Source organism: Nonomuraea sp. NPDC050786, assembly GCF_040654115.1.
GTDB lineage: Bacteria > Actinomycetota > Actinomycetes > Streptosporangiales > Streptosporangiaceae > Nonomuraea.
Genome location: NZ_JBFAHJ010000019.1, coordinates 49,733 through 74,743, shown reverse-complemented (window position 1 = coordinate 74,743; position 25,011 = coordinate 49,733). Strand labels below are relative to the sequence as shown.

Annotated in this window: 25 protein-coding genes; 11 read left to right on the top strand and 14 right to left on the bottom strand. The window is 72.3% G+C overall.

The genetic code is table 11. The features are described 5' to 3' along the window. Positions 1 to 4: 4 nt before the first annotated feature. The 6 genes from AB0H84_RS30215 to AB0H84_RS30190 form a co-directional block, all read right to left on the bottom strand. Positions 5 to 1,411: an LCP family protein gene (locus AB0H84_RS30215; RefSeq protein WP_357611444.1), complete on the bottom strand. Its 1,407-nt coding sequence runs from the start codon at positions 1,409 to 1,411 to the stop codon at positions 5 to 7. A gap of 124 nt (positions 1,412 to 1,535) precedes the next feature. After that, positions 1,536 to 1,802, bottom strand: coding sequence for a DUF6510 family protein (locus AB0H84_RS30210; RefSeq protein WP_345000230.1), 267 nt, complete (start codon positions 1,800 to 1,802; stop codon positions 1,536 to 1,538). Between the two features lie 16 nt (positions 1,803 to 1,818). After that, entirely contained in the window at positions 1,819 to 2,550 is a 732-nt protein-coding gene (locus AB0H84_RS30205; protein WP_357611443.1) for a ferredoxin reductase, read from the bottom strand. A 1-nt stretch (position 2,551) separates the two neighbouring features. Beyond that, on the bottom strand, positions 2,552 to 3,151 hold the full coding sequence (locus AB0H84_RS30200; protein WP_357611440.1) for a sulfite oxidase-like oxidoreductase: 600 nt from the start codon (positions 3,149 to 3,151) through the stop codon (positions 2,552 to 2,554). Positions 3,152 to 3,177: 26 nt separating this feature from the next. Then, positions 3,178 to 3,837, bottom strand: coding sequence for a response regulator transcription factor (locus tag AB0H84_RS30195; protein ID WP_357611437.1), 660 nt, complete (start codon positions 3,835 to 3,837; stop codon positions 3,178 to 3,180). Then, positions 3,834 to 5,009, bottom strand: coding sequence for a sensor histidine kinase (locus AB0H84_RS30190; RefSeq protein ID WP_357611434.1), 1,176 nt, complete (start codon positions 5,007 to 5,009; stop codon positions 3,834 to 3,836). Before AB0H84_RS30190 ends, AB0H84_RS30195 begins: the two co-directional genes overlap by 4 nt. Positions 5,010 to 5,204: 195 nt before the next feature. Between AB0H84_RS30190 and AB0H84_RS30185 the strand changes: the two genes are divergently transcribed. From AB0H84_RS30185 to AB0H84_RS30170, 4 genes are read left to right on the top strand one after another with little or no spacing between them, the layout of a single operon-like run. Next, positions 5,205 to 6,200 (top strand): carboxymuconolactone decarboxylase family protein, encoded by a 996-nt coding sequence (locus tag AB0H84_RS30185; protein ID WP_357611432.1) that lies wholly within the window; start codon positions 5,205 to 5,207, stop codon positions 6,198 to 6,200. Continuing rightward, on the top strand, positions 6,197 to 6,586 hold the full coding sequence (locus AB0H84_RS30180; RefSeq protein WP_357611429.1) for a hypothetical protein: 390 nt from the start codon (positions 6,197 to 6,199) through the stop codon (positions 6,584 to 6,586). The genes AB0H84_RS30185 and AB0H84_RS30180 overlap by 4 nt, the downstream gene beginning before the upstream one ends. Further along, on the top strand, positions 6,583 to 8,031 hold the full coding sequence (locus AB0H84_RS30175; protein ID WP_357611426.1) for a multicopper oxidase family protein: 1,449 nt from the start codon (positions 6,583 to 6,585) through the stop codon (positions 8,029 to 8,031). Before AB0H84_RS30180 ends, AB0H84_RS30175 begins: the two co-directional genes overlap by 4 nt. A gap of 56 nt (positions 8,032 to 8,087) precedes the next feature. After that, entirely contained in the window at positions 8,088 to 10,388 is a 2,301-nt protein-coding gene (locus tag AB0H84_RS30170) for a xanthine dehydrogenase family protein molybdopterin-binding subunit (RefSeq protein WP_357611423.1), read from the top strand. Between the two features lie 10 nt (positions 10,389 to 10,398). Here AB0H84_RS30170 and AB0H84_RS30165 read toward each other — a convergent pair whose 3' ends face one another. Further along, positions 10,399 to 10,584: a hypothetical protein gene (locus AB0H84_RS30165; RefSeq protein ID WP_357611421.1), complete on the bottom strand. Its 186-nt coding sequence runs from the start codon at positions 10,582 to 10,584 to the stop codon at positions 10,399 to 10,401. 203 nt (positions 10,585 to 10,787) lie between these two features. On the opposite strand from AB0H84_RS30165, the gene AB0H84_RS30160 reads away from it, so the two are divergent. The 3 genes from AB0H84_RS30160 to AB0H84_RS30150 all read left to right on the top strand — a co-directional run bounded on the left by AB0H84_RS30160 (position 10,788) and on the right by AB0H84_RS30150 (position 14,267). Beyond that, entirely contained in the window at positions 10,788 to 11,255 is a 468-nt protein-coding gene (locus AB0H84_RS30160; protein WP_357611419.1) for an ATP-binding protein, read from the top strand. Positions 11,256 to 11,376: 121 nt separating this feature from the next. After that, positions 11,377 to 12,711 (top strand): choice-of-anchor Q domain-containing protein, encoded by a 1,335-nt coding sequence (locus AB0H84_RS30155; RefSeq protein WP_357611416.1) that lies wholly within the window; start codon positions 11,377 to 11,379, stop codon positions 12,709 to 12,711. A 68-nt stretch (positions 12,712 to 12,779) separates the two neighbouring features. Further along, complete coding sequence (locus AB0H84_RS30150) at positions 12,780 to 14,267, top strand: WGR domain-containing protein (RefSeq protein ID WP_357611413.1); 1,488 nt, start codon at positions 12,780 to 12,782, stop codon at positions 14,265 to 14,267. Between the two features lie 4 nt (positions 14,268 to 14,271). Here AB0H84_RS30150 and AB0H84_RS30145 read toward each other — a convergent pair whose 3' ends face one another. Further along, a complete protein-coding gene (locus AB0H84_RS30145; protein WP_357611410.1) occupies positions 14,272 to 15,639 on the bottom strand; it encodes an MFS transporter in 1,368 nt (455 codons plus the stop codon). Between the two features lie 85 nt (positions 15,640 to 15,724). On the opposite strand from AB0H84_RS30145, the gene AB0H84_RS30140 reads away from it, so the two are divergent. The 4 genes from AB0H84_RS30140 to AB0H84_RS30125 all read left to right on the top strand — a co-directional run bounded on the left by AB0H84_RS30140 (position 15,725) and on the right by AB0H84_RS30125 (position 20,231). Then, on the top strand, positions 15,725 to 16,705 hold the full coding sequence (locus AB0H84_RS30140) for an AsnC family transcriptional regulator (protein ID WP_357611407.1): 981 nt from the start codon (positions 15,725 to 15,727) through the stop codon (positions 16,703 to 16,705). A 77-nt stretch (positions 16,706 to 16,782) separates the two neighbouring features. Continuing rightward, on the top strand, positions 16,783 to 17,784 hold the full coding sequence (locus AB0H84_RS30135; protein ID WP_357611404.1) for a hypothetical protein: 1,002 nt from the start codon (positions 16,783 to 16,785) through the stop codon (positions 17,782 to 17,784). Further along, complete coding sequence (locus tag AB0H84_RS30130; protein ID WP_357611402.1) at positions 17,771 to 18,013, top strand: hypothetical protein; 243 nt, start codon at positions 17,771 to 17,773, stop codon at positions 18,011 to 18,013. The genes AB0H84_RS30135 and AB0H84_RS30130 overlap by 14 nt, the downstream gene beginning before the upstream one ends. 7 nt (positions 18,014 to 18,020) lie before the next feature. After that, positions 18,021 to 20,231, top strand: a complete 2,211-nt coding sequence (locus AB0H84_RS30125) for a polysaccharide lyase 8 family protein (protein ID WP_357611399.1) — start codon at positions 18,021 to 18,023, stop codon at positions 20,229 to 20,231. Positions 20,232 to 20,234: 3 nt separating this feature from the next. Here AB0H84_RS30125 and AB0H84_RS30120 read toward each other — a convergent pair whose 3' ends face one another. The 6 genes from AB0H84_RS30120 to AB0H84_RS30095 form a co-directional block, all read right to left on the bottom strand. After that, positions 20,235 to 21,389, bottom strand: coding sequence for a CU044_5270 family protein (locus AB0H84_RS30120; RefSeq protein ID WP_357611397.1), 1,155 nt, complete (start codon positions 21,387 to 21,389; stop codon positions 20,235 to 20,237). 1 nt (position 21,390) lies between these two features. Beyond that, positions 21,391 to 21,903: a sigma-70 family RNA polymerase sigma factor gene (locus AB0H84_RS30115; protein WP_357611395.1), complete on the bottom strand. Its 513-nt coding sequence runs from the start codon at positions 21,901 to 21,903 to the stop codon at positions 21,391 to 21,393. A 139-nt stretch (positions 21,904 to 22,042) separates the two neighbouring features. Continuing rightward, a complete protein-coding gene (locus AB0H84_RS30110) occupies positions 22,043 to 22,861 on the bottom strand; it encodes a patatin-like phospholipase family protein (RefSeq protein WP_357611392.1) in 819 nt (272 codons plus the stop codon). 63 nt (positions 22,862 to 22,924) lie between these two features. Next, on the bottom strand, positions 22,925 to 23,725 hold the full coding sequence (locus AB0H84_RS30105; protein WP_357611389.1) for an alpha/beta hydrolase: 801 nt from the start codon (positions 23,723 to 23,725) through the stop codon (positions 22,925 to 22,927). Between the two features lie 63 nt (positions 23,726 to 23,788). Then, entirely contained in the window at positions 23,789 to 24,493 is a 705-nt protein-coding gene (locus AB0H84_RS30100; protein ID WP_357611387.1) for a DUF4097 family beta strand repeat-containing protein, read from the bottom strand. 96 nt (positions 24,494 to 24,589) lie between these two features. Further along, positions 24,590 to 25,003 carry a metalloregulator ArsR/SmtB family transcription factor gene (locus AB0H84_RS30095; RefSeq protein ID WP_357611385.1) on the bottom strand — a complete coding sequence of 138 codons (414 nt, stop codon included), beginning with the start codon at positions 25,001 to 25,003 and terminating at the stop codon, positions 24,590 to 24,592. Positions 25,004 to 25,011 lie beyond the last annotated feature (8 nt).

Below are 25,011 nucleotides of genomic sequence, written 5' to 3'. Positions count from 1 at the left end.
GTGATCAGGTGGCGCAGGTGTCGTGGGTGGCGTCGAAGCCCTTGAGGGCTTCCGTGTCGTCGGCGCGCAGGGGCTTCAGGCCCTTCCAGTCGTCGCCGATCACCAGCACCAGCCGGTTGGTCCGCGCCCCCTCGACCTTGCGGGTGACCGCCGAGAGCAGGTCGCCGGTGAGCGTGGGCACGCGGGTCTCGCCGTTGGGCCCGTACAGGACGGTGGTCTTGGGCTGCGGCTTGCGGGCCGAGTCGCCGATCTTGGAGATGTGGTAGCCGCGCTGCTCCAGAAAGGCCGCCACCTGGGTGCCGAGGCCGCTGCGCCAGGTGCCGTTGCGGAGCTCGATCTGGATCTTCGTACGGCCCACCTTGGCCTGCCCGCCCTTGACGCCCTGGACGCTCTCGTCCTTGGCCACGATCTGGAAGAGCCGGCCCGCCTGCGGCTGCACCCACTCGACCCGCCCCGGCTGGGTGAGCGAGTAGTGCCACGGCGTGGTGATGAAGCGGATGTGGCCGGCGTCGAGGCCCTGGAGGCTGGTCGCGAGGTCCTTCATGACGCCGAAGGTCAGGCCGCGATCGGTGGTCACCGCCTTGGTGCCCGCGTCCAGGATGCCGAGCAGCTTGGCCGGGTCGGTGAGCGTCTCGCCGCTCATCGCCTTCTTGACCATCGACGCGATGAACATCTGCTGCCGCTGGATGCGCCCGATGTCGGAGCCGTCGCCCATGCTGTAGCGGGCGCGTACGTAGCCGAGCGCCTGCTCGCCGTTGAGCGTCTGCCGCCCGGCGGGCAGGTGCAGCAGGGCCTTCTTGTCGTTCACCGGCTCGGGCAGGCAGACCTCGACGCCGCCGACGGCGTTCACCATGCTCTTGAAGCCGGTGAAGTCGACCTTCACGAAGTGGTCGATGCGGATGTGGGTGAGCGACTCGATCGTCTTCCAGGTGCAGGCGATGCCGCCGGAGTTGAACGACTCGTTGATCATGCCGAGGTGCGGCCGCTGGCCCGGCAGGGTGCCGGTGGCGCGGCAGGCGGGCAGCTGGACGAGCGAGTCGCGCGGGAAGCTGACGACCATCGCGCCGTCGCGCTTGGACGACACGTGGACCAGCATGATCGTGTCGGTGCGCTCGCCCGCGATGTGGTGGCCGTACTTGGCGTTCTTGCCGTCGCGCTGGTCGGAGCCGACGACCAGGACGTTCATGGCGGTGCCCGCGACCTTGGGCGGCCGGGTCGCGCCGAGGTCGTCGTCGGTGACGTCGATGTGCTTGACGTTGCCGTTCAGCTTCGCCAGGACGCCCACGGCGACGCCCGCGACCAGGAGGACGACGGTCACGGTGACCGCGATCGCCCAGCGCAGCCAGCGGCGGCGACGCCGGGGTGGCGCACTCGGCTCGGAAGGGGGCGCGTCGACAAGCCCGCTGCTCACGTGACTCCAGAGGGACGGAGGCCGAGGGCCGCCGCCCATGGCCAAGAGCCTCGCCGTACAGATCTCGGCCGGTTGAACGTGCCCGAGTGTACCCACCTGGGCACACCCGTACGGAGAAACGTCGTCAGTCGGGCAGGTTAACGCGGAGCGACACCGTGCCGCGCAGGTCGAGCCAGGCCGTGCCGGGGCCGCGTACCAGCCTCAGGATCACCTCGTCGCAGCCGGGGCAGCGGGCCACCAGGCCGGGGTCCGGGCCGTACACGCGGAGCGAGGCGACCGGGCCCGTCAGGCCGCAGCCGGCGCAGCGGCCGGTGGCGGCGGTGACGTCCACGGCGAAGATCTCGCCGAGCGGGCCGGCCAGCGCGTTGCCGTCGAGGTGCTCTGCGGTCATGTCAGTCCCCACAATGTCAGCCGCCCCCGGTGGGGCCGAAACGTTCAGTTCGGATGCGCTCGGGGGCGTGGCCCAGCGCGACCAGCAGGTCGGCCGCCGCCTCCACGAACCCGGTCGGCCCGCACACGTAGCAGTCGGGCTCGAAGGTCGCGGGCCAGCCGCCTTCGGCCAGGTCGTCCAGCAGGAGCCGCCCCGCCGGGCGGGTCGCGCCGGCAGGCGCGGACCTCGTGTAGAGGTAGGTGACGTCGAGCCCGGGGTCGGGGCGGCGCAGCTCCTCGGCGTAGAAGCGGCGGTCCTGGTCGCGCAGCGAGTAGATCAGCCGGAACGGCACCCGGCTGCCCGCCTGCCTGCGTGCCCTGATCATCGCCATCAGCGGCACGATGCCGGACCCGCCGGCCACCAGCAGCACCGGCGCCTTGCTCTCCGGCCGCCAGACGAACCAGCCGCCCACCGGGCCGCGGATCTCGACCTGGTCGCCGACCTCGATCACCTCGGTCAGGTACGGCGACACCTCGCCGTCGGGGAAGTTCTCCACGGTCAGCTCGACGAGGTCGCCGTCGGCGGGCGCGGCCAGCGAGTAGCTGCGCTGCGCGGTGTAGCCATCGTCGGCCGTCAGCCGCACGTCCACGTGCTGCCCGGGCAGGTGTCCCGGCCAGCCGGGCACCCGGAAGCGCAGCGTGCGCGCGGTCCCGCTCTCGTCGGCGATCGCGGCGAGCTCGGCCGGCCGCCAGGCCAGGCGCGGCGGCACGTCAGTCGCCCTCGTAGCGCTGCTCGCGCCACGGGTCGCCGTAGTTGTGGTAGCCCGCCGTCTCCCAGAAGCCGGGCCACTCCTCGTTGAGCAGGCGGATGCCGCGTACCCACTTGGCCGACTTCCAGAAGTACAGGTGCGGCACGATCAGCCGGGCCGGGCCGCCGTGCCGGGGCTCCAGGTCCTCGCCGTCGAAGCGGTGGACGAGCCACGCCTTGCCGTCGAGCAGGTCCTCCAGCGGCAGGTTGGTGGTGTAGCCGCCGTACGAGTGGACCAGCGCGTACTCGGCGGCGGTCTCGACGTCCTCGAAGAGCACGTCCAGCGAGACACCCTCCCAGGTGGTGTCCAGCTTGGACCACTTGGTCACGCAGTGGATGTCGACCGTGGGCGTCTCCATGGGCAGCGCCTGGAACTCCTCCCACGACCACCGGTGCGTCTGCTCCGCCTCCGTGTCGACGGTGAACTCCCACCGGTCGAGCGGCACCCGCGGCGTCGGCCCCGCGGACAGCACGGGGAAGTCGTCCACCAGGTATTGTCCGGGCGGCAGCCGGTCGCTGTCGGGTCTGCGCCGCCCGTGGAAGCCGCGCGAAATGATGCTCACGCGCTCATTCCACCACACGCCTCCCGTCAGCCCCTACGCGGAGTGACCAGGCCCGATTCGTACGCGAAGACCACCAGCTGCGCGCGGTCGCGTGCCCCCAGCTTGGTCATCGCCCTGCTGACGTGTGTCTTCGCGGTGGTCGGGCTGATCACCATGTGGGCGGCGATCTCGTCGTTGGACATGCCGCGGGCGACCAGGGCGGTCACCTCGCGTTCGCGGTTGGTGAGCACGTCGAGGCCCTGCGGTTCCGGTGACGGGCGGCGGGCCACGTACTCGCCGATCAGGCGGCGGGTGATGGCGGGCGAGAGCAGCGCGTCGCCGCGGGCCGCGACTCTGACGCCCTGCAGCAGGTCGGCGGGCTCGGTGTCCTTGACCAGGAACCCGCCCGCGCCCGCCCTGAGCGCGTCGAAGACGTACTCGTCGAGGCCGTAGTTGGTGAGGATCACGACGTGGACCTCGCTCAGCCGCTCGTCGGCCGCGATGCGCCTGGTCGCCTCGATGCCGTCCATCACCGGCATCTGCACGTCGATGAGCGCCACGTCCGGCAGGTGCTCGAGGGCGAGCGCGACGGCCTGCTCGCCGTTGGCGGCCTCGGCCACGACCTCGATGTCCTCCTCGGCCTCCAGCAGCGCGCGGAAGCCGCCGCGGATGAGTGCCTGGTCGTCCACGAGCAGTACGCGGATCACGCCGGTTCCTCCAAGGGCAGCTCCGCGCGTACGGTGAAGCCGCCCTCGGGGCGGGGCTCGGCCCGCAGCCGCCCGCCGAGCGCGGTGACGCGCTCGCGCATGCCGAGCAGGCCCACGCCGGGCACGGGCGGCGCGTCCCCGCACGCCAGGCCGTCGTCGTCCACCTGCACGACCAGCTCCTCACCGCCGTAGTCGATGCGCACCGAGGCCGCCGCGCCGCCCGCGTGCCTGGAGACGTTGGTGAGGGCCTCCTGCACGATCCGGTACGCGGCCCGGTCCACCTCGGGCGGCAGCTCCCGGCGTACCCCCGAGATCGTCACCGTGGCGGGCAGCCCGGTCGAACGGGCCCGCTCCACCAGGTCGTCGAGCCGGTCGAGGCCGCTGGCCCGCCACTCGTCGCCCCCGCCCTCGTGAGAGCCCTCGCCCTCTTGAGGGCCGGCGTCGCGCAGCACCTCCAGCGTGGCGCGTAGCTCACGCATGGCGTCGCCGCTGGCCTCCTGGATGGCCAGCAGCGCGCCGGGCACCTCCTCGCCGCGCTTGCGCGCCAGGTGGACGGCCACGCCCGCCTGCACCTTGATGATCGAGATGCTGTGGGTCAGCGAGTCGTGCAGCTCCCTGGCGATCCTGAGCCGCTCCTCGCCCGCGCGGCGGCGCGCGACCTCCTCGCGGGTGCGCTCGGCCTCGACGGCCCGCTGCTCGGCCTGCTCCACGTACGCCTGCCGGTGCCGCGCGACCGTCGCCGTCACGCCCGCGGTCAGGAACCAGCCGACGAGCAGCACCGTCTGCTGGACGACGTCCTTGAGGTCCTGCCCCTCGGCGTTGGCCAGGTTCGCCGTCAGGCCGGAGCCCAGGAACGCCGCTGCCGCCAGCGCCGGCGCGAGCCGGTGGCCGGCCCGTACCGACCCGAAGATCGCCACCAGAACGGGGAACATGGCGGGCGGCCCCGGCTGGGCGTGCACCGAGTAGACGAGCATGCAGACGGTGCTGACCAGCAGCGCCACCAGGGGCGCCCGCCGCCAGGCGACCACGGCGAGCGAGCCGGCGAGTACGGCGGCGAGGTCGAGGGCGCCCGCCTTCGGGGTGACCAGCACGGTAACCGAGAGCATGACGGCCACGACGGCGGCGAGCGCGCCGTCCAGGGCGAGCGGCCGCCATTCGCTCCGAAAGGTCATTCCTGCACATTAGAGCCTCTACCCGGACACGGTCCTCGGCGGCCGGGCGTAATTCGGCACTACTCCCGGCGAAGTAGGCCGCATGACTCTGCGCCCGGGGCGGTAGGCGGAGGAGCCTCCTCGGGGCCGACGACCTGGCGCCGGGAGAAGACCACGATGTCCGGCTATGGAGACGATTCACGAGAAGGGCCGGTAATGGCCGGCCAGTTCCGCTACGTCACCCCGGTCGAGCCGCAGGCCGCGACCGGACGGGTGGCCCAGGTCTACACGCAGCTCGCCGACGACTTCCGCATGGCACGCATGCCTGTCTTCCTGACCCTGTCGCCCGCCGCGGAGGTGCTCGCCGTGACGTGGGCCATGCTGCGCGAGTCGCTGCTGGCCGGGGGCGAGTCCAGAACCGCCAGGGAGGTCGTGGCGCTGGGCGTGTCGATGGCAAACCGCTGCCCGTTCTGCGTGGCCGCGCACACGACCCTGCTGCACGCGACCGGCGACCACCGGCTGGCCGAGACCATCGCCGCCGGCGGCACGCCCGACGATCCCCGGCACGCCGAACTGCTGGCCTGGGCCGGGTCGCGGCGGCCGACGCCGGAGATCGGGCCGCAGCTCATCGGCACGGCGCTCACCTTCCACTTCGTCAACCGCATCGCCTCGGCGCTGCTCACCGAGAACCTGCTCCCGGGCAACCTCCAGAAGTCGCGCCTGGTCAGGAGCGTGGGCGGCCGGGCGATGGCGCGCGCCGTGCGCACGCGGCTGCCGTCGGGCGCGAGCCTGCCGCTGGTCGCGGACCTGCCCGCGCTGCCGGAGCCCGCCTGGGGCGCGGGCACGTCCGTGGGCGCCGCCTACGCCGCGCTCGGGGCCGTGGCGGGGAGCGGCGGCGAACTGCTCGGGGAGTCCGCGCGGGCCGCCGTGAGCGACACGGTCGCGGCCTGGGACGGGGAGCACCCGCCGATGGGCGGCGCCTGGCTGGACGGGCCGCTCGCGGACGTGCCCGCCGGGGAGCGGCCCGGTGCCCGGCTGGCCCTGCTCGTCGCGCTCGCGCCGTACCGGGTGACCGACGCCGACGTGGCCGCCTGGCGCGGCTCCAGGACGGACGAGGAGCTGGTACGGCTCTGCGCCTTCGGCGCCGCCTCGGCCATGGCACGCATGGAGACCCTCATCACCGCCTCAGCACTCACAGGAGATCGATCATGACCGCGCAAGACACTCTTGCCGTCCGGCCCGTGACCTGGCCCATGTGGGCGCTCAAGGTCGTGGCGCCCCTGCACGCCGTCGCGCTGCTGTTCCAGGCGGTGGCGGCGGGCCTGCTGCTCTCCACGCCCGGCGGCCGGTCGCTGCACGCGGCCACGGCCGTCGCCCTGCTCGTCATAGGGGTCGTCCATGTCGTCGCGGCGGTCCTGGTCCGCTGGCCCGGCGGCGGGAAGAGCAAGTTCATCCTTCCGGCGGTGATCCTCCTGGTGGCCACGGTGGTGCAGGCGATTCTCGGCGTCGCCGGGCTGAAGGTCCTGCACGTGCCGTTGGGGGTGCTGATGTTCCACGGGGGCGTCGAGCAGTTCAACCGGGTCATGTCGCGGTCATGACCCCCACACGACGTGACGTGCTGCGGCTGCTGGGACTGGGCGCGGTGGCGGTGGCCGGGGCGCCCGGCTGCTCGCTGCTCGCCGGAACCCCGCAGCCGCAACTCCTGACCAGCCGGGCGCCGCTGCCCAAGCCGTACGCGGTGCCGCTGCCGGTCCCGGAGGTGGCCAGGCCGGTGCGCAGCGCGGGCGGGGCCGACTTCTACGAGCTGACCGAGCGGGCGGCCGAGGTGGAGGTGCTGCCCGGCCTGCGTACCCGCGTATGGGGGTACGGGGGCACGTTCCCCGGCCCGACCATCGAGGCACGCAGCGGGCGGCGAACCGTCGTCAAGCTCGTCAACCAGCTCAGCGAGCCGACCGTCCTGCACCTGCACGGCGGGCACACCCCGCCGGAGTCCGACGGCTTCCCCACCGACCTGGTGGCGCCGGGGGCCTCCCGCGAGTACGTCTTCCCGCTGGAGCAGCGGGCCGCCACGCTCTGGTACCACGACCATCGCATGGACTACACGGGCCCGCAGGTCTGGCGCGGCCTGGCCGGGATGTTCCTGGTCCGGGACGCCGAGGAGGAGGCGCTGCCGCTGCCCGCCGGTGAGCGCGACCTGCCGCTGCTGATCTGCGACCGGTCGTTCGAGGCCGACGGGACGATGCTGTATCCGGGGCTGGAGGGGCGGCCCGGGGTCCGGGAGGCGTACATGGGGGGCGTGCTCGGGGACGTGATCCTGGTCAACGGGGCGCCCTGGCCGGAGCTGCGGGTCTCCAGGGCGCGGTACCGGCTGCGGCTGTGCAACGCCTCCAACGCCCGGGCGTACGAGCTGGCGACGGGCGGGCCGATGATCCAGATCGGCACCGACGGCGGGCTGCTGGCCCAGCCGCGCACGGTGCGGCAGCTCCGGCTGGCACCCGGCGAGCGGGCCGACGTGGTGATCGACTTCTCCGCGTACCGGCTGGGTCAGTACGTCGAGCTGCGGAACCTGGCGGGGGAGGGCGCGCAGGGCAAGGTCATGCGGTTCGCCGTGGACCGGGACGAGACCGACGAGTCATCGGTGCCGGCGTGGCTGTCCACGGTCGAGCCGCTCGACCCCGGCAGGGCGAAGGTGACGCGGGACTTCGAGTTCAGCAACGGGGGCATGGGCTGGCTGATCAACGGCAAGCCGTTCGACCCGAAGCGGATGGAGGCCAGGCCCCGGCTGGGCGACATCGAGGTCTGGCGGCTGACCAGCGACGTCGCCCACCCGGTCCACCTGCACCTCGACCACTTCCAGGTGCTGTCGGTCAACGGCGAGCGCCCGAAGGGGCCGCCCGAGTGGAAGGACACCGTCGAGCTGCGCGACGCGCAGACCGTCGAGATCGTCACGCGGTTCACCGACTATCGCGGGCGGTACGTCCTGCACTGCCACAACCTGGAGCACGAGGACATGGCGATGATGGCGGCCTTCGAGGTCGTCTGAGGGCGGTGTCGTGATGGTCCTCGACAGGTCGGCGGGGGGCGCTCAGTATCGGGACCATGGGTGAGCCTTATGTCGGCGCCAGGACGCCGCGACGTGAAGACGCCAGGCTGTTGACCGGAAAAGGCAGGTACGTCGGTGCGGTCCGGCTGCCCGGCACGGTCCACGCGTACGTGGTGCGCAGCCCCATCGCCCACGGGCGGCTGGCCGGCTGCGACGCCAAGGCGGCCTGGGCGGTCGAGGGCGTGCTCGACGTCATCACCCCGGCGGACGCCGCCGGCCTGAGCCTGCCCTGCGTGAGCCTGGCCCCCGGCCAGCGCATGACGTCGTTCCCGGTGCTGGACGACGCCATCAGGTACGTGGGCCAGCCCCTCGCCGTCGTCGTCGCCCGCACGCCGGAGGCGGCCAGGGACGCCGCCGAGCTCGTCGATCTCTCGCTGGACGAGCTGCCCGCGGCGGTCGGGACGGAACGGGCGATGGAGGAGGGGGCGCCGCTGCTGTACCCCGAGTGGGGCACGAACGTGCTCACCGACTTCACGATGGGCGACGAGGACTGGGCCTCCTACGCCGAGCAGGCCGCGCACGTGGTGGAGATGACCTTCACGATGGGGCGGGTCTCGCCGTACCCCTTGGAGCCGCGCGGCGTGGTGGCCTCGTACGCCGACGGGGAGCTGACCGTGCACATCTCCTCGCAGGCGCCGCACCACGTGCGCGAGCACCTGGCGGACGCGCTGGGGCTCTCCCACGACCGGGTACGCGTGATCAGCGGCGACACGGGCGGCGGGTTCGGCGCCAAGGAGCACGTCTATCCCGACGAGGCCCTCATCTGCCTGGCCGCGATGCGCCTGGGCCGGCCGGTGAGCTGGTCGGAGTCGCCGGGCGACCGGCTGTTCGCCACGCTGCCGGCGCGGGCGGCCGCGCACCGGGCACGGCTGGCGCTCGCCGAGGACGGGCGCTTCCTGGCGCTGTACGCCGACGTGGTCGGTGACGTGGGCGCCCATCCCTCCAACGTCGGAATCTCGACCTTCGCGGTGACGGCCACGCTGCTGCCCGGACCGTACCGGTTCGACCGGGTGGCGGTACGCGTGCGCGGCGTCGTCACGAACACCACGCCGACCGGCTCCTACCGGGGCTTCGGCCAGCCGGAGGCGACTCTGACCAGGGAGCGGCTGATCGACGAGGCGGCACGCAGGCTGGGGATCGACCGGATCGAGCTGCGGCTGCGCAACATGCTGCGGCCCGACGAGCTGCCGTACACCACGCGCGTCTACCAGCGCTACGACTCCGGCGACTACCCGCTTGCCCTGCGGACCCTCCGCGACCTGGCCACGCCCGTCGAGAAGGCCGACGGCCGCAGGCGCGGCATCGGCTACTCCTGCCATGTGGAGAGCACCGGCATGGGCCCCTCGATGGACCTCAAGGCCACCGCGATCCAGGCGGGCGGCTACGAGACGGTGGTCCTGCGGATGGAGCAGGACGCGTCCGTGGTCGTGTCGTCCGGGGTGGTCTCGATCGGGCAGGGCATCGAGACGGCGCTGGCCCAGCTGGCGGCCGACCGGGTGGGGGTGCCGATCGAGCGGGTCCGGGTGGTGCTGGGGGACACGGCGACCACGCCGTACTCGTCGGTCGGGGCGATCGCGAGCCGCTCGCTGGCGGTCGGGGGCGGGGCGCTCACCCGGGCCGCCGACCGGCTCCGCGGCAAGCTCGTGGCCCTGGCCGCACACCGGCTGGAGGCCTCGCCCGACGACCTGGAGATCGCCGACGGGTCCGTACGGGTGAAGGGCGACCCTGCGGCGTCGGTCACCCTGCGGGAGCTCGCCACGTCGGCGTGGCGTGGCTGGGACCTCCCGGACGGTGCCGCGCCCGGCCTGGAGGAACGGGTCAGCTACGACCCGGCCGGCTACACGTTCGCCTACGGCGCGCATGCGGCCGCCGTGGCCGTGGACCCGGAGACCGGGGCCGTCGAGGTGGAGCGCTACTGGGTCGTCAACGACGCGGGCGTGCTGGTCAACCCGGCCGTGGTGGAGGGCCAGCTCCGCGGCGGAGTGGCACAGAGCATCGGCATGGCGCTGACCGAGGAGATCGTCTACACCCCCGAGGGCCAGCCCATCACCGACTACCTGCTGCCGACGACCCGCGAGGTGCCGGAGATCGAGGTCGTGATGCTGGAGACCCCCTCGCCGATCACCCCCGGCGGCATGAAGGGCGTCGGGGAGGCAGGCACGATCGGCCCACCGGCCGCCATCGCCAACGCGGTCGCCGCCGCCCTCCCGGAGATCGCCGACCGGATCACCGGTGTCCCGCTGACCCCGTCCCGCCTCTGGTCCCTGCTCGCGGACGCGCCCGCACCGCCCCGCTGAGGGCGCCTGCTCAGGTGAGGTCCTTCAACTCCTTGCCCGCCTCCGCCAGCGCCTGCTCCAGCGCCTTCATCCCGGCGGGCTTGGGCTTCGGAGGCGGCTCCCCACGCCGGCCTCGCCGGCGGGCCGCGTCGGGGGCCGGCTGGTCGGGGGCCGGCTGGGTGTCGTCCTTGCGCGTGTTCTCTTCAGCACTGCTCATGGCACTGCCCATACCCGTCGTTTCGGGCGGCGGATAAAAAGAATTGCGATTTCTCGCCGAAGATTCGACCCGAAAGCCTTCTTCGTGCGTACACGTTTCGACAGCCGTGTACGTCAACCCATAGGCAGGTCCTCTTGTTGAGCGAAACGCGTATTCGCTGCCCCTCGGTCCTGGAAGCCCGGCAAGGACAGGAAAGAGATGCCATGACCATGCTGCGATCAGCTCGTCGGAGCCGGCTGCAGTACGCCTGGCCGCTGCGCGACGACGCCCGGACGGTAGGTCAGGCAAGAGCGATCATCCGCGATGAATTATCGGAACTCTCCCTTTGCCCGGATCTCGTTGACGACGCCGTCCTCATGGTGAGCGAGCTGATCACCAATGCCTTCCTGTACGGCGACGGCCCGTACGAACTGGCCCTGCACATCGACGCCAGGGAGATCATGTGCGTGGTCGTGGACAGCGGTCCGCTGCTGCCGCAGCAGTCGCCGCCGGACGTGGGGGCCGAGCACGGGCGGGGGCTGCGGATCGTCGCCAGGCTCTCCGAAGGCTTCTACGGCTGCCACCCTCAGCGCTACGTCACGCACCCTGACCTGGTCGGCAAGGCGACCTGGTTCGCGCTGCCGCGGAGCGGGGCGGCCGGGAACGTGGTGCCGCTGAGGGCGGGGACGTAAAGGGGCGGGAATAAATGTCAGGAAAAATCGGGACTTTCGGACAAGAGCCGGTTAAGGTGTCAGCCGCAGGCTGGGGATGATCTTCGTCGAGGACGGAGCCCCGGCCAGTTCTGGAGGCTGAATGTCAGGCTGGAACCTGCGGACCGGCGCGACGGCGGCGGCGCTCACGCTCGCCGCCACCACCCTCGCCACGACAGTGGCCACGGGCACCGCATCGGCGGCCGTCGCCGCCCACTACGTGGACTCCGTCAACGGCAACGACTCCGCCGACGGCACCACGGAGGCCACCGCGTGGAGGACTCTCACCAAGGCGTCGACGGCGAACCTGGCCCCCGGCTCCAAACTGCTGCTGAAGCGCGGCAGCATGTGGAAGGGGCAGCAGCTCAGTATCACCGAATCGGGCATCACGGTCGACGCGTACGGCACGAGCACCGCCAGGCCGATCGTCGCCGGGCACTCCGAGGCCTGCGTGGACCTGGGGGGCTCCGAGAACCAGGTCTACAACCTGCAGATCGGCCTGCCCCAGGACGACGGCCGCTGCCAGTGGGCCGGCGTCAAGGTGAGGGGCAACGACAACGTCGTCGAGCGCAACTACATCACCGGCGCCGCGGCCGGCGTCTACATCGCGCCCAAGGCCCTCAACACCGCGGTGACGGCCAACGACTTCGTGGACAACAACTACATGAGCAAGAACACCGAGGAGCCGGGCAACGACGACTCGGGCGCGTTCGCGATCCTCGTTCAGGGCGACAGCTCCAACATCGGCTGGAACGAGATCCGCGGCTCGATCGCGCCCAGCTACGACTACGGGCTGGACGGCGCGGCCGTGGAGATCTTCCTCGGCTCCGACAACTACATCCACCACAACATCGCGGTCGACAACGAGACCTTCACCGAGCTCGGCACCAGCAGGGAGGTCAACCCGGACGGCAGCCCCGCCGACCCGGACGGCACCTCGGGCAACGTCTTCGAGTACAACGTGATCACCGGCCCCAAGACCGGCGCGGCCCTGGTGACCCGCGGCCCGCAGGAGCCCGGCCAGAACCCCGACCCGAACGGGCCGGTGTTCGGCACCGTCTTCCGCAACAACACCGTGTACCTGACCCAAGCCGAGTCCCAGGGCGTGGTCTGCGACGCCGGCTGCACCAACGCCCACCTGTCGATGTCGCAGAACATCATCCAGGCCGTGTGGAAGACCGCCTACGGCCCGAACGTGACCGACAGTCACCACAACGTGTTCTTCGGCGCCCGCCAGCACCAGATGGGCGGCACGAACAACGTCACGGCCGACCCGCGGTTCAACCTCACCAACACCCAGCACCCGCTGAGCCTGCGTGCCGGCAGCCCGGCCATCGACCTCGGCATCAAGAAGTTCAATGACATGGACGTGACCGGCCGGGCGATCGACGGCAGCGACGGCGCCGTCGACGCCGGGGCGTACGAGTACGACAAGTAGAACCTGCGATTTGTCGCCGCCGTCCTCTACTCTCCCGATCAGTTGATCAAGACGGGAGAAGTACGGACATGACCTACCTGGAGTTGTCAGAGGACGGCGGCGGATCGCACAAGTTCTACGAGGTGACCGTGGCGGGCACCAGCGTCACCATCACCTACGGGCGCATCGGCGAGACCGGACAGACCAAGGTCACCAACTTCCCCACCGAGGCCAAGGCGCAGGCCGCGGCGGCCAAGAAGATCAGTGAGAAGACCCGCAAGGGGTACGCGCCGGCGGTGCGCGGAGTGCGCGGGGCGCGCGGGCGCCGCGCCGTCACCCGCAGGACCATCCGCCCCACGGCCCATCCCACGCCCGTCCATCCCACGGGCGCCCATCCCCGTACCGTCCCCACCGCCCGCCCGACCGTCCAGCGGGCCCCGGTCCTGTGGCGCTTCGACAGCGGGGCGTCGGCGTTCGGCATCTTCGTGGACGGCGAGCGCTGCTGGGTCGGCAACCAGCGCGGCGACGTCTACACCGTCACCCACTCCGGCACCGTGACCGGCCGCTTCCGGCTCCCGGACGGCGTCAAGTGCATCGTGGCCGACGACTTCTGGATCTACGCGGGCTGCGACGACGGCTGTGTGTACGACCTGACCGGCAAGGCCCCGAGGGCCGCGTACGAGATCGCCGAGGACGTGGACATCTACTGGCTCGACATCCACGACGGCATGCTCGGCGTCTCGGACCGGGCCGGCGGGGTCACCATGATCGACTACGAGGACGAGTTCCAGTGGTCGCGCACGGGCAGCGCCGACTCCGCCTGGATGGTCAGGTGCGACGACGACTCCGTCTACCACGGGCACTCGAAGGGTGTCGCCCGCTACGACGCGGAGGACGGCACGCCCATCTGGCAGACGTCCCTCAGCGAGCAGGTGCTGTTCGGCTGGCAGGAGGCGCACTCCGTCTACGCGGGCACCGCCCGCGGCTCCGTGGGCAGCGTGATCCGCCTGGCCAAGGGCGACGGCCGGATCGAGGCCGTCTACCGGTGCGACGGCTCCGTCTACTCCTGCGCCACCTCGCCGGGCGGCCGCCACGTCTTCGCGGGCGACAACGACTCGTCGGTCTACTGCTTCGACGCCTCGGGCGAGCGGCTGTGGAAGCTCGACACCGGTTGCGGCTCCGCGTTCTCCATGCAGTTCCTGGACGACCGCCTCTACATCGTCACCACCGAGGGCACGCTGGCCTGCATCGACGCGAGCGAGGCGGCCATCGCCGCGGCCCGCTCGGGCAGCGTGCCGCAGCCGCTGGACGTCAAGGCGGCGGCCTCGCTGCAGGCGGTCGAGCCGTCGGTCACGCTGGAGACCACCACCGACGCGGGCGACGGCGTGGTGGTGGAGTGCTTCCAGGAGGGCCAGCGGCTGCGGATCCGCGTGATCAGCCCCGGCTACGAGTCCTGGAACGTGCAGTTCCCCAAGGACATCCGCGAGCCGGGAGCCCGCTACCTCGTCGAAGGCCTGCGCTCGGCCGGGCGCGGCGGGTTCTACCGCGCGTACGGGGAGATCCGGCGGCTGGTCTGAGACCTCAGCCGCGTCTGCCCGGCCGGACCACCACCAGCACCAGCAGGCCCGCGACCAGTCCCGTGGCGGCGCTCGCCCGGTAGACGTCGTTCAGCGCCGCGTACGGGGCCGGGCCGCCCTGGTACAGGATGCCGAGCACGGCGATGCCGAGCGCGTAGCCGAGCTGCCTGACCGTGTTGACCGTGCCCGCGGCCATCCCCGCGCGCTGCGGCGGCACGTACAGCATGACAGCGGAGTTGAGCGGCGGGAGGGCCAGCCCCACGCCGAGGCCCGTCACGACCAGTCCCGGCGCCAGAGCGGTCCAGGTCGAGTGCTGGTCGAGCAGGCCCTGGAGAAACGCGCCCGCGCCGATCAGCAGCAGCCCGCAGCCGATCGCGGCGCGGGCGGGCAGCCGGGGGAACAGGCGCGAGACGGCCACCGAGACCACGAGGGAGGTGGCGGCCATCGGCGTCAGCGCCAGCCCCGCGTCCACCGGGCCGAGCCGGAGGACCCCCTGCAGCCAGATCGAGGTGAAGGCCAGGCAGGCGAACGCGGCCGGCATCAGCAGCATGGCCCCCGCCATGATCCCGCTGTACGACTGGTCGGCGAAGAGTCGCAGGTCCAGCATGGGGTGGGCGCTGCGCGTCTCGATGACGACGAAGGCCGCGAGCGCCAGTGCCGCCCCGATCAGCGGCACGAGCGTCTGCGCCGCCGTCCAGCCGTGCTGCCCGGCCTCGATGAGCCCGTACGTGAGGGCGCCCGCGGCGACCGTGAACGTGACCATGCCCGGCCAGTCCAGCCGGCCCTTGCCGGGCAGGCGCGACTCCTCGACCGTGCGCAGGGTGAGCCAGCCGGCGACCAGGCTGATGGGCAGGTTCACCAGGAAGATGGCCCGCCAGTGCAGGTGCTCGGTGAGCAGGCCGCCGAGCACGGGGGCGACGGCCGCGGCGGCGCCGTTGACGCCGCCCCACACGCCGAACGCGATGCCGCGCTGCCTGCCGCTGTAGGTGGCGCTGAGGACCGCGAGGGTCGTGGCCATCATGGCGGCCCCGCCCGCGCCCTGGACCACGCGCGCCGCCAGCAGCACGCCGCCGCTGGGGGCCAGGCCGCAGGCCAGGGAGGCCAGCGCGAACACGGCCAGCGACCCCAGGAAGACCCTGCGCCGCCCGGCGTGGTCGGCGAAGGAGCCGGCGGCGAGCAGCAGGGCGGCCAGGGCCAGCGCGTAGCCGTCCAGTAACCACTGGATGCCGGTGAACGTCATGCCGAGATCGGCGGTGATGTGGGGCAGGGCGACCATGACGATGGTCACGTCGACGAGAAGCATGAAGGCGCCGAGACAGGCGGCCACCAGGGGCCACCAACTGGTCGTCGTCGCCTCGGAGGTCTGGGTCATGGCGTCTACGTTCGGGCCTGCCCGCAGATATTCGCCAGTGAATGCAGGGATCTTGGCACTTTTCCGTGCGGGATAGCCTGTGGTGGTGGAAATCATCGAGCTGGACGAGGTCGACCGGGGGCTGCTGCTCGCGTTGCGGGTGGACGGGCGGGCCTCGTTCAGTCACATCGGAGAGGTGCTCGGCGTGTCCGACCAGCGGGTGGCGCGCCGCTACCGCAGGCTGCGCGCCAGCGGCATGGTCCGGGTGGTCGGCGTCGTGGACGGGCGGCGGGTCGGATACGAGTCATGGGCGATCAGGCTGCGGTGCACGCCTGACGCGGCGGTCTCGATCGCCGAGGCGCTGGGACGGCGCCCTGACACGTTCTGGGTGCACCTGCTGTCCGGCGGCACCGAGATCTCCTGCACCACGATCCAGCGCACGGCGAAGGAGCGCCAGTCGCTGCTGCTGGGCAGGCTGGCGCGGACGGATCGCGTGCTGTCGGTCGCGGCGCACCGGAGCATCCACATGTTCGCCGGAGGCTGGGCCGGCTGGATGGGGATGGCCGGGCTGTCGCCCGAGCAGGAGGCCGCGCTGAAGGCGGGACGCGGGTCCGCCCGTCATGGCGAGGAGGAGCCGATCACTCCTGGGCCCGACGACGACGCGCTGCTGGAGGCGCTGTCGCGGGACGGCCGGGCGGGCTACGCGGAGCTGGCGGCGGCGACAGGCTGGTCGGAGTCGACGGTCAGGCGCCGCCTGGAGCAGCTCTGCGCGGCGGGCTCGATCTTCTTCCACCTCGACGTGCTCCCCGCGCTGCTGGGCAAGCGGGTGGAGGCACAGCTGTGGATGTCGGTGCCGCCGGCCGAGCTGGACGCGACCGGCCGGGCGCTGGCCGGGCATCCGGAGGTGGCGTTCGTGGGCGCGACGACGGGTCCCGCCAACCTCATCGCCAACGTCATATGCGACGACGACGCGGCGTTCTACCGCTACCTGACCGAGAGCCTGGGCGCGCTGCCCGCGATCGGGCACATCGAGACCGCGCCGATCATCAGGACCATCAAGCGGTTCGGGGCCGTGCACCCCCTCTGACGGTGAGGCAGGCCCTACCGCGAGGTGGGAGGCGCGCAGGCTGGGGAGCGACCGCGCAGATCCGTAAATTTCACCGCATGAGTACTCCCATGAGGACGAAGCTGCCGGCCCTCGCCTGCGCCGGGCTCGTCCTGGCCACCGCGATCTCCCCGGCCGCGCTGGCGGCGACGGGAGCGGCACCTCGGTCCCAGGCCGTGACGATCGACGACAGGGGCTCGATCGTCTCCGCCGACCTGCTGGCGCGCTTATCGGCCGAGCAGGTCGCCGCCTATCTGACCAGGGCCAAGTCCCCGGTGCCCGCCCGGCCGCAGGGCGCCGACCTGTACGCCGTCGTCTACCGCACCACCGCCGTGGACGGGGCCCCCACCACGGCGAGCGGCATCGTCGCGCTGCCCGCCCGGTCCAGGAAGAACCTGTGGACGGTCAGCTACGAGCACGGCACCCTGGCCACCAAGGCCGACGCCGGATCGGTCTCCGACGGCGACGGGCGGGCGGTGCCGCTGCTGTTCGCCGCCGCGGGATTCGCCGGAGTGGCACCCGACTACCTGGGGCTCGGCAAGGGGCCCGGCTTCCACCCGTACATGGACTCGGCCACTGAGGTCTCGGCCACGGCGGACCTGCTGCGGGCCGCCGGGGAACTGGCGGGCAGGAAGGGACGGACGCTGAGCGGTGATCTGCTGGTCACCGGCTTCTCACAGGGCGGCCAGGCCGCCATGGCGCTCGGAAAGTCGCTGCGTGACGACTCGACGTTCAGGCTGCGCGCGGTCGCGGCGACCTCGGGGCCGTACGACGCGCGGAACGCGGAGATGCCCGCGCTGCTCGACGGCCGGCTCGAGCCGCACATCGCCGCCTACTACCTGGCCTACTGGACCGTCTCGATGAACCGCCTGCACCACCTCTACGACGCGCCGTCGGAGGTGTTCCGCGACCCCCGTGTCGAGAAGCTGTTCGACGGGCGACACAGCTTCGACGAGATCGTGGCCGGGCTGCCCGCCTCGCCGCGCAAGCTGGCCACCGCCGCCTACCTGGAGCGTCTCGCACCCCTCCGGCGCGCTGGTGAAGGCGATGGAGTCCAGTGACGGCACCTGCTCGGGCTGGCGCCCCGGCGTGCCGGTCCGGCTGTTCGCCAGCCGCGTCGATCGGGAGGTGGCCGTCGCCAACTCCCGCCACTGCCTGCGCGACCTGCGGGCGAGCGGCGTCGGGGCGTCGCTGACCTACCTCGGCGACGTGGACCACATGACCTCACCGCGCCGCTCGCTGCCGAAGGTGTTCGACTGGTTCACGAGCCTGCGCGGAGCAGGCCGATAATCGAGGCGTGCACCGGCCAACCAGGCGCTCGTTCCTGCGGCTCGGCGGGGTGACCGCGGCAGGGGCGCTCGGCGCGCTGCTGCCTGCCGAGGCGGCCCACACGCCCGACGACTCGTTCATCCGATTACGCCGCCGCTGGCGGGAGGTCACGGCAGGGGCAGGCTACGACGCGGCCGTGGAGCCGTACCGGACCTGGCTGGCCCAGCTGGGCAGGAGGGCCGCCCGCTGTCGCGACACCATGGCCCCCGGCCGCGCCTCGCTCTGGCCGGACCAGGCGTTCCCGTCCTTCGTGGCGACGCCGCGGCGGCTGCGTGACATGGCGCACGCGTACGTGCTGGAGGGCACCGGCCTGGCCGGCGAGCCGGGCCTGGCGGCGGCCGTCGTGGCAGGCGTGGACCACTACCGGCGGCACGTGTACGCGGCGGGCGCCGACCCGGTGGGCAACTGGTGGCACTGGCAGATCGGCGTGCCGAAGGCGCTGCTCGACACGGCCGTGCTGGTCGATCTGCCCGAACCGCAGAGCGCGGCGCTGCGGGAGGCGGTCGACCACTTCGTCCCGGAGCGCCGGCTCGACGGCTACAGCGGCACCAGCACCGGGGCCAACCGCGTGGACCTGTGCGTGGTGATGCTGCTGCGGGCCATGCTCGGATCCGACCACGACAGGGCCGCGCTGGCGGTCTCCGCGCTCGCGCCGGTGTTCCGGCTCGTCCGGGAGGGCGACGGGTTTTACCGGGACGGGTCGTTCATCCAGCACACGTACGTGCCTTACCAGGGGGCCTACGGGGTGACGCTGCTGTCGGGGCTGGCCACGCTCTTCGCGGTGCTCAGGGACTCGCCCTGGGAGGTCGCCGATCAGAACGTCTTCGACATGGTCGAGCGGTCGTTCGCCCCCTTCGTCCTGGACGGCGCCTGCATGGACCTGGTCCGCGGCAGGGGCGTCGGCAGGAGGCCGTTCGGCGACCACGAGAAGGGGCGGGAGATCGCCGCGGCGATCCTGCTGCTGGGGGAGGGCGCCTCGGCCGCCGAGCGGGCCCGCTGGCACGCCATGGTCAAGGGCTGGGCGGCGCGCGACACGTACCGGCCGATGCTGGAGCATCCCGAGCCCGCGTTCCACGCCCGGCTGGCCGCGATCATGAACGACGACACCGTCCCCGCGGCGCCGGAGCCCGCCGGGCACCGGCTGCTGCCGATGAGCGCCAGGGCCGTGCACCGCCGGCCGGGCTGGTGCGCGGCGCTCAGCATGGCCTCGGCCAGGATCGGCCACTACGAGCACGGCAACGGCGAGAACCCGCGCGGCTGGCACACCGGCTCGGGAATGCTCTACTGGTGGGCCGGGGGCCATGGCGACCAGTACTCCGACTCCTTCTGGCCCACGGTGGACCCCTACCGGCTGCCCGGCACGACCGTCTCCACGCGCAGGCTGCCCGACGGCGCGGGTGCGGCCTGGGGCGACACGTGCCCGCCGGGGCGCTGGGTCGGCGGGGCGACCGACGGCACGTACGCGACCGTCGGCCAGCATCTGAACGGGCTGGAGAGCACGCTGGAGGCGTTCAAGTCCTGGTTCTTCCTCGACGACGCGATCGTGTGCCTGGGGGCGGGCATCACCGCGGCGGACGGCGTGCCCGTCGAGACGGTCGTGGACAACCGCAGGACCGGCGCTGCTCTGACGGTCGAGGAGGGCTGGGCCCACCTGGACGGCCACGGCGGCTACGTCGTCCGCCGGCCGTTCCGCACGCTGCGCGAGCGGCGCACCGGCGGCGGCGTGACCCGCGACTACGTGACGCTCTGGCTCGACCACGGCGTGGACCCCCGCTCGGCCGGATACGTCTACCTGCTCCTGCCCGGCGCGAGCCGGGAGGAGACCCGCCGCAGGGCCGCCGGCACCGGGAGGGTGCGCGTCCTCGCCAACACCGCCCGCGTCCAGGCCGTCCACGTGCCCGCGCTGGGGATCACCGCGGCCAACTTCTGGCAGGCCGGGAGCGCCGGCGGGCTGACGGCCTCCGCCCCCTGCGCGGTGCTGGTGCGCGAAGGCGGAGGCACGGCCACGGTGAGCGTGTCGGATCCCCGGTGCGACCTCGACGAGCTGGCCGTGACGTGGGCGCGGCCGGTCGCCGGGCTGATCGGCGGCGACGCCCGCCTGACCGGCTCCACGCTCACGTTCGGCGGGCTGACCGGTCAGGAGGGCGCCTCGAGGACCGTCACCGTGCGGCTCGGCTGAGCCTCACCCCTTCGGCCGCTGGTCGGACGAGTCGCTCCAGCCGAGCTGCTCCAGCGCCACCCGCAGCAGCGGCTGCCCCTTCTCCACGACCTCGTACTGCAGCAGCTCGGCCGTGTCGCCGTCGATGATCAGCCGGAAGTCGATGCCGTCGGCCGAGGGCGCGGACAGGGCGACCCCTGTGCGCCCCAGCGCGTCCGAGGACTCTCCCTGCGACGTGATGCCCGGCTGGTCGGCCAGGATCTTGAAGAGCGCGGACCGGGTGCCCGGCCTGATCGGCGCGGTCATCAGGTCCACTCCGGTCTGCCACAGGTAGGCGGGCTTGCCGACCTGTGCCGTGTTCGGGCTGCGCTTCCAGAGCGCGTCCAGCTCCCGGCGCAGCCCGGCTTCGCCGGTGGGCAGGTCGCGGACGTTCTGCAGGGTCAGGCTGGGGTTGTCGATGGACAGGATCCGGTCGGTGCTGTCGGCCGTCGCCCGGGTCTTGGGATCCCCCAGCTCGGGCGAGCCCGCCGCCCGCCAGGCCGCCTCGTCCTGGGGCGAGCCGAACGTGACCCGCGCGTCCTGGTTGCTCACCGAGCGACCTTGCCCGCCCTTCTCCATGGCCCGCCACGTCTCGCGGGTGTCGGCCGCGTACGCCGTGTACGAGAGCTCGGACGTCTTCAGCTCCTTGATCTTCCGTTCGAACTCCTTCTTGGCCGCGGCGAGCCGTTCGGGATCGCCCTTGAGGTCCCGCTCGGCCTTCGCCTGCTCCGCGGTCAGGGCCTTGATCTGGGCCAGGTACTCGCCCGGCACGTTGTGCACCTTCTGGAAGGTGCGCTCGCGGACGTACCAGTAGCGGCCGGACCCGACCGGCTCCCGCATCGCGGTCGTGGCCGCCGCCAGCAGGAACGAGCGGGCGTTGACCGGCTGGGCGACGACCCGCTGCTGGGGGGCCTTCGGAGGTGCGGCGCTCTCGCCGGAGACGGCCACCACGGTGGCGGCCGCGGCGAGCCCCGCCGCCAGGGTCCCCGCCACCAGCAGGAACGGCCGCCGCAAGCGACGCGATGGCCGGGGCGTGGCGAAGGCGCGGGCCAGGTCGGCCGAGCGGCGCCGCCGGTAGGCGTCCTCGGTGAGCTCGTCGAGCTTCGCCGGCCTGAGCTCGGCGAACATGCGGTCGGTCATCTCATCCTCCCCATCGGGTGCTGCGGACCTCGAGGCGAAGCGCCTGGTTCAGGCGTTTGCGGGCGCGGTGCAGCCTGACGTTGTACGTGCGGACCGAACACCCCATGACGGCGGCCGCCTGCTCGGGCGGCAGGCCGTACCAGGTGGCGAACACCATCGCCTCCACGTCCTGCTCCGGCAGGCCCGACAGCGCGGCCAGGGCCGTCTCCCTGTCGATGACGTGCTCGGCGACGTCCCCGCCCACCTGATCCCCGCTGAGCGCGGCTATCCGATCGACCAGCGCCTGGCGCCGGTGGTGCGAGTCGCGCTGCTTGGCCAGCAGGTTCCTGGCCACGCCGAGCAGCCAGGGCAGCGGCGGCTCGGGCAGCTGGTCGAGCCGCCGCCAGGCCACGAGGAACGTCTCGCTGGAGACGTCCTCGGCCGTGTCGCGCTCGGCCCGCAGCAGGGCATAGCCCAGCACGCTCCGGTAATGCCGGTCGTAGAGCTCGGTGAATCGTTCTTCGGGATCGTCCACATCCAGTAGTCCCTCCGAACGCCCCCGGATTACCGCGTCACGCCGGATTTCCTCCCGTGGCCTTGGCCGGCTCTCCGATGGTTCATCGACGCCTGTCTGCGGTCACGCGCCGACCGTAGGACCTCCCGCCACGGGAGGTTCAAGCCCAGAGGGCCGCGATGCGGGAGGCGACGGCTCGGCCCTGGGCGTAACCCGCCTTGCCGCCGGGCGTGCGGACCTCCGGGTCGAGCGGGTCGGTGCCGAACGCGGCCAGCGAGTCCGCGTCCGGCTCGATCACCTCGACCCTGCCGTCCAGCTCGGCCCAGGCCGGCTCGCCGACGTCGGCCATCGGCGCCAGCACCAGCACCCGGTCGAACCCGGCCGCGAGGTCGGCGTTGGTGCTCGAACGCACGCCGCCGTCCATGTACCGGACCCCGTCGATGGTCACGCACGGCCATACGCCGGGCACCGCGCAGCTGGCCGCCACCGCGTCGACCAGCCCCACCCCGGACCCGGGAGCGAACAGCGTGGGCTCGCCGCTGACCGCCTCCACCGCCACGATCACCAGGTCCCGCTCCGGCCACTCGTGCACCGGGAGCCGGCCCTCGATCACCTCTCGCCGCCTGGCCTCGCTGATCGTGTCGGCGGCGAGCGCCAGCGCGCCGATCTTCCGTCGTACCTCGGCCGGGTCGGGCGTGCTCTCGTAGATCTCCTGGAGCTTCACCCACAGCTCGTCGATCCGTACCCCGCTGGGCAGCTCGAGCGTCAGCCGCGCGGGGTCGATCTGCCGCTCGAGCAGGGTGGGGAGCGGCACGCCGCTGGTGATCTGGGCGGCCACCGCCGAGCCCGCCGACGTGCCGACGACGCGATCGGCGCCCGTCACGTCCACGCCGCCGTCGGCGAGCGCCGCGAGCACGCCCGTCATCCACGCGATCCCGGCGACCCCGCCGCCACCCAGCACCAGTGCCCGCTTGCTCATCAGCCCTCCCAGGAGATCCATCTTTCCCAACTCCCGGGTCACGGGCTCTCTTCCCGAGAGGGCTCAGCCGCTCAGCACCTTCCGCAGGACCTCCGCGAACTCCTCCGGGTGGCCGATGAAGCCGCCGTGGTCGCCGGGGAAAACCGCAGGGGTGGTGCCGAGCAGCCCGGCCAGCGCCTCGGAGGTCCGGTACGGGCTCGTCCCGCCCGATTCGGCGCCGACGCCCACCACGATGCGGCCAGGGGCGGCCTTCAGCGCGGCGATGTCGGGCACGTAGCGGGTCGTGCCGCGGATCTCGTGGGCGAAGAAGCGCCTGCTGTCGGCCGCCATCTGCTCCGACGGCTCCACGGGAGGCCCCTGGGTGGCGCCGGTGAACCCGGCCTGGGCCATGAACGTGGCGAAGGCGGCGTCCATGCCCTCCCGGTGGAAGGTCTCGACGATGTCGTCGACCGCGGCGCGCTGCTCGGCCGCGTCGGGAAGGAGCTCAAGGAGGGGCGCCTCGTGGGCGACGAGCGTACGGACCCGCTGAGGGTGGCGGGCCACGAGAGCCAGCCCGGTCACCGCGCCGCCGCTGCTGCCGAAGACGTCCGCGGAGTCGGCGCCCAGGGCGTCCATGAGCGCGGCCACGTCGTCGGCGCGCAGCTCGGGGGTGGAGTCCTGCGCGGGGTCGTCGAGCACGCTGCCCGAGATGCCCCGCGGGTCGTGCGTCACCACGGTGTAGTGCTCCGCCAGCGCCTCGGCCAGCGGCGCGAAGAACGCCGCGGCCATCGGCGAGCCCATCACCAGCAGCGGCGTCGCGCCCGAGCCGCGTACCTCGTAGTGCAGGCGCCCGCCCGCGATGTCGAGCGTGTGCGTGGTCGTCATGGCTCCTCCAGTGGTCCACTGTCGGGAGTATGACCCGCGCCCGCGGGGAAAGTCATCGCGCCGTCAGCGGTCGACGACCGCCAGGTCGCCGGAGTCACTGGTCAGCCGGATCTGCCGGGCCGCCGAGGGGTCGGTGGCCGCCGTGATGCGCTTGCCACCCGAGTCGGTCTTCGCGACGACGTTGTACGGCCCCTGCGGCACGTGGATCGCTATGTTGCCGGAGTCCGAGGAGGTCACGACCTTGTCGGGCTGTCCGCCGAAGGCCAGGTCGACATCGCCCGAGTCGGTCCCCGCCTCCACCTGCCTGGCCGCCAGACCGTCGGCCTCGATCGCCCCGGAGTCGGTGCGGGCCTTGAGCTCGCCGGACAGTCCCTTCAGCGTCAGGTCCCCGGAGTCGGAGCGGACATCGACGCGGAGCCCCTTGGGCACCTCCACCTTGTAGCTCACCTCACAGCTGCTGGCGGCGCTGCCCAGCCCCCAGGTGTTGGCGCACTTGAAGGCCAGCGCCAGCGTGTCGCCCTCGACCTCGTGACTGGTCTCCGGCTTGGTCTTGCGCCAGCTGAGCTGCTCGGTCACCCGGATGCCCGTGCGGTCCGACTCCACCACCTCGACGGTGCCGGCGTCGGCCTCCACCCGCACTCCCGCGACCTTGTCGGTCACGTCGTACGACGCGCTCTCCGAGTCAAGCGGGCCGCCGAGGCCGCACCCGGTCAACAGCGCGGCGAGGCCGACAATCCCCGCGAGCATGCCCGCTCTCTTCATCCCCATGACCCCCAAGTCTGGGTCATCCGGGCGTACCCGGGCGTCGGGGAATCCCCTGAAGTGACCCTGAGAGCATCCTCAGGGTCACCACTCCAACGGCCGTCAGGCGTTCCCGTCGCGTTCGGGATGGACGGCCTCGGTGTGCTCGGTGTGGGCGAGCGCCAGGTCGAGCAGCATCCGTACGTGCGGGTCGGCCAGCCGGTAGTACGCCATCCGCCCGGTGCGCCTGGCGACGACGATGCGGTGGGCGCGCAGCAGCCGCAGGGCGTGGGAGACGGCGGACTCGCTCTGCCCGGTCACGGCGGCCAGGTCGCACACGCACAGCTCGCCGTCCAGGAGCGCCACCAGCAGCCGCAACCGGTTCGGATCGGACAGCAGTCCGAAGACGTCGGCGGTGTCGGCCAGATCACCGGCCGACGGCATTCGCTCGCACACGGCGGTGACCCGCTCGGCGTCGACCACGCGCACGGCGCAGCCGTCCACCGACACGACGCGCTCACCTGAAGAGCTGTTCATATGACTCT

Excerpts from the sequence above, each read along its gene's own strand:
- AB0H84_RS30180 (WP_357611429.1), top strand. The coding sequence starts at position 6,197 with ATGACCGCGCAAGACACTCTTGCCGTCCGGCCCGTGACCTGGCCCATG.
- AB0H84_RS30110 (WP_357611392.1), bottom strand. The coding sequence starts at position 22,861 with ATGAGCAAGCGGGCACTGGTGCTGGGTGGCGGCGGGGTCGCCGGGATC.
- AB0H84_RS30135 (WP_357611404.1), top strand. The coding sequence starts at position 16,783 with ATGAGTACTCCCATGAGGACGAAGCTGCCGGCCCTCGCCTGCGCCGGG.
- AB0H84_RS30190 (WP_357611434.1), bottom strand. The coding sequence starts at position 5,009 with ATGACCTTTCGGAGCGAATGGCGGCCGCTCGCCCTGGACGGCGCGCTC.
- AB0H84_RS30170 (WP_357611423.1), top strand. The coding sequence starts at position 8,088 with ATGGGTGAGCCTTATGTCGGCGCCAGGACGCCGCGACGTGAAGACGCC.
- AB0H84_RS30120 (WP_357611397.1), bottom strand. The coding sequence starts at position 21,389 with ATGACCGACCGCATGTTCGCCGAGCTCAGGCCGGCGAAGCTCGACGAG.
- AB0H84_RS30100 (WP_357611387.1), bottom strand. The coding sequence starts at position 24,493 with ATGGGGATGAAGAGAGCGGGCATGCTCGCGGGGATTGTCGGCCTCGCC.
- AB0H84_RS30165 (WP_357611421.1), bottom strand. The coding sequence starts at position 10,584 with ATGAGCAGTGCTGAAGAGAACACGCGCAAGGACGACACCCAGCCGGCC.
- AB0H84_RS30160 (WP_357611419.1), top strand. The coding sequence starts at position 10,788 with ATGACCATGCTGCGATCAGCTCGTCGGAGCCGGCTGCAGTACGCCTGG.
- AB0H84_RS30155 (WP_357611416.1), top strand. The coding sequence starts at position 11,377 with ATGTCAGGCTGGAACCTGCGGACCGGCGCGACGGCGGCGGCGCTCACG.
- AB0H84_RS30150 (WP_357611413.1), top strand. The coding sequence starts at position 12,780 with ATGACCTACCTGGAGTTGTCAGAGGACGGCGGCGGATCGCACAAGTTC.
- AB0H84_RS30095 (WP_357611385.1), bottom strand. The coding sequence starts at position 25,003 with ATGAACAGCTCTTCAGGTGAGCGCGTCGTGTCGGTGGACGGCTGCGCC.
- AB0H84_RS30210 (WP_345000230.1), bottom strand. The coding sequence starts at position 1,802 with ATGACCGCAGAGCACCTCGACGGCAACGCGCTGGCCGGCCCGCTCGGC.
- AB0H84_RS30175 (WP_357611426.1), top strand. The coding sequence starts at position 6,583 with ATGACCCCCACACGACGTGACGTGCTGCGGCTGCTGGGACTGGGCGCG.
- AB0H84_RS30185 (WP_357611432.1), top strand. The coding sequence starts at position 5,205 with ATGGCCGGCCAGTTCCGCTACGTCACCCCGGTCGAGCCGCAGGCCGCG.
- AB0H84_RS30145 (WP_357611410.1), bottom strand. The coding sequence starts at position 15,639 with ATGACCCAGACCTCCGAGGCGACGACGACCAGTTGGTGGCCCCTGGTG.
- AB0H84_RS30105 (WP_357611389.1), bottom strand. The coding sequence starts at position 23,725 with ATGACGACCACGCACACGCTCGACATCGCGGGCGGGCGCCTGCACTAC.
- AB0H84_RS30130 (WP_357611402.1), top strand. The coding sequence starts at position 17,771 with ATGGAGTCCAGTGACGGCACCTGCTCGGGCTGGCGCCCCGGCGTGCCG.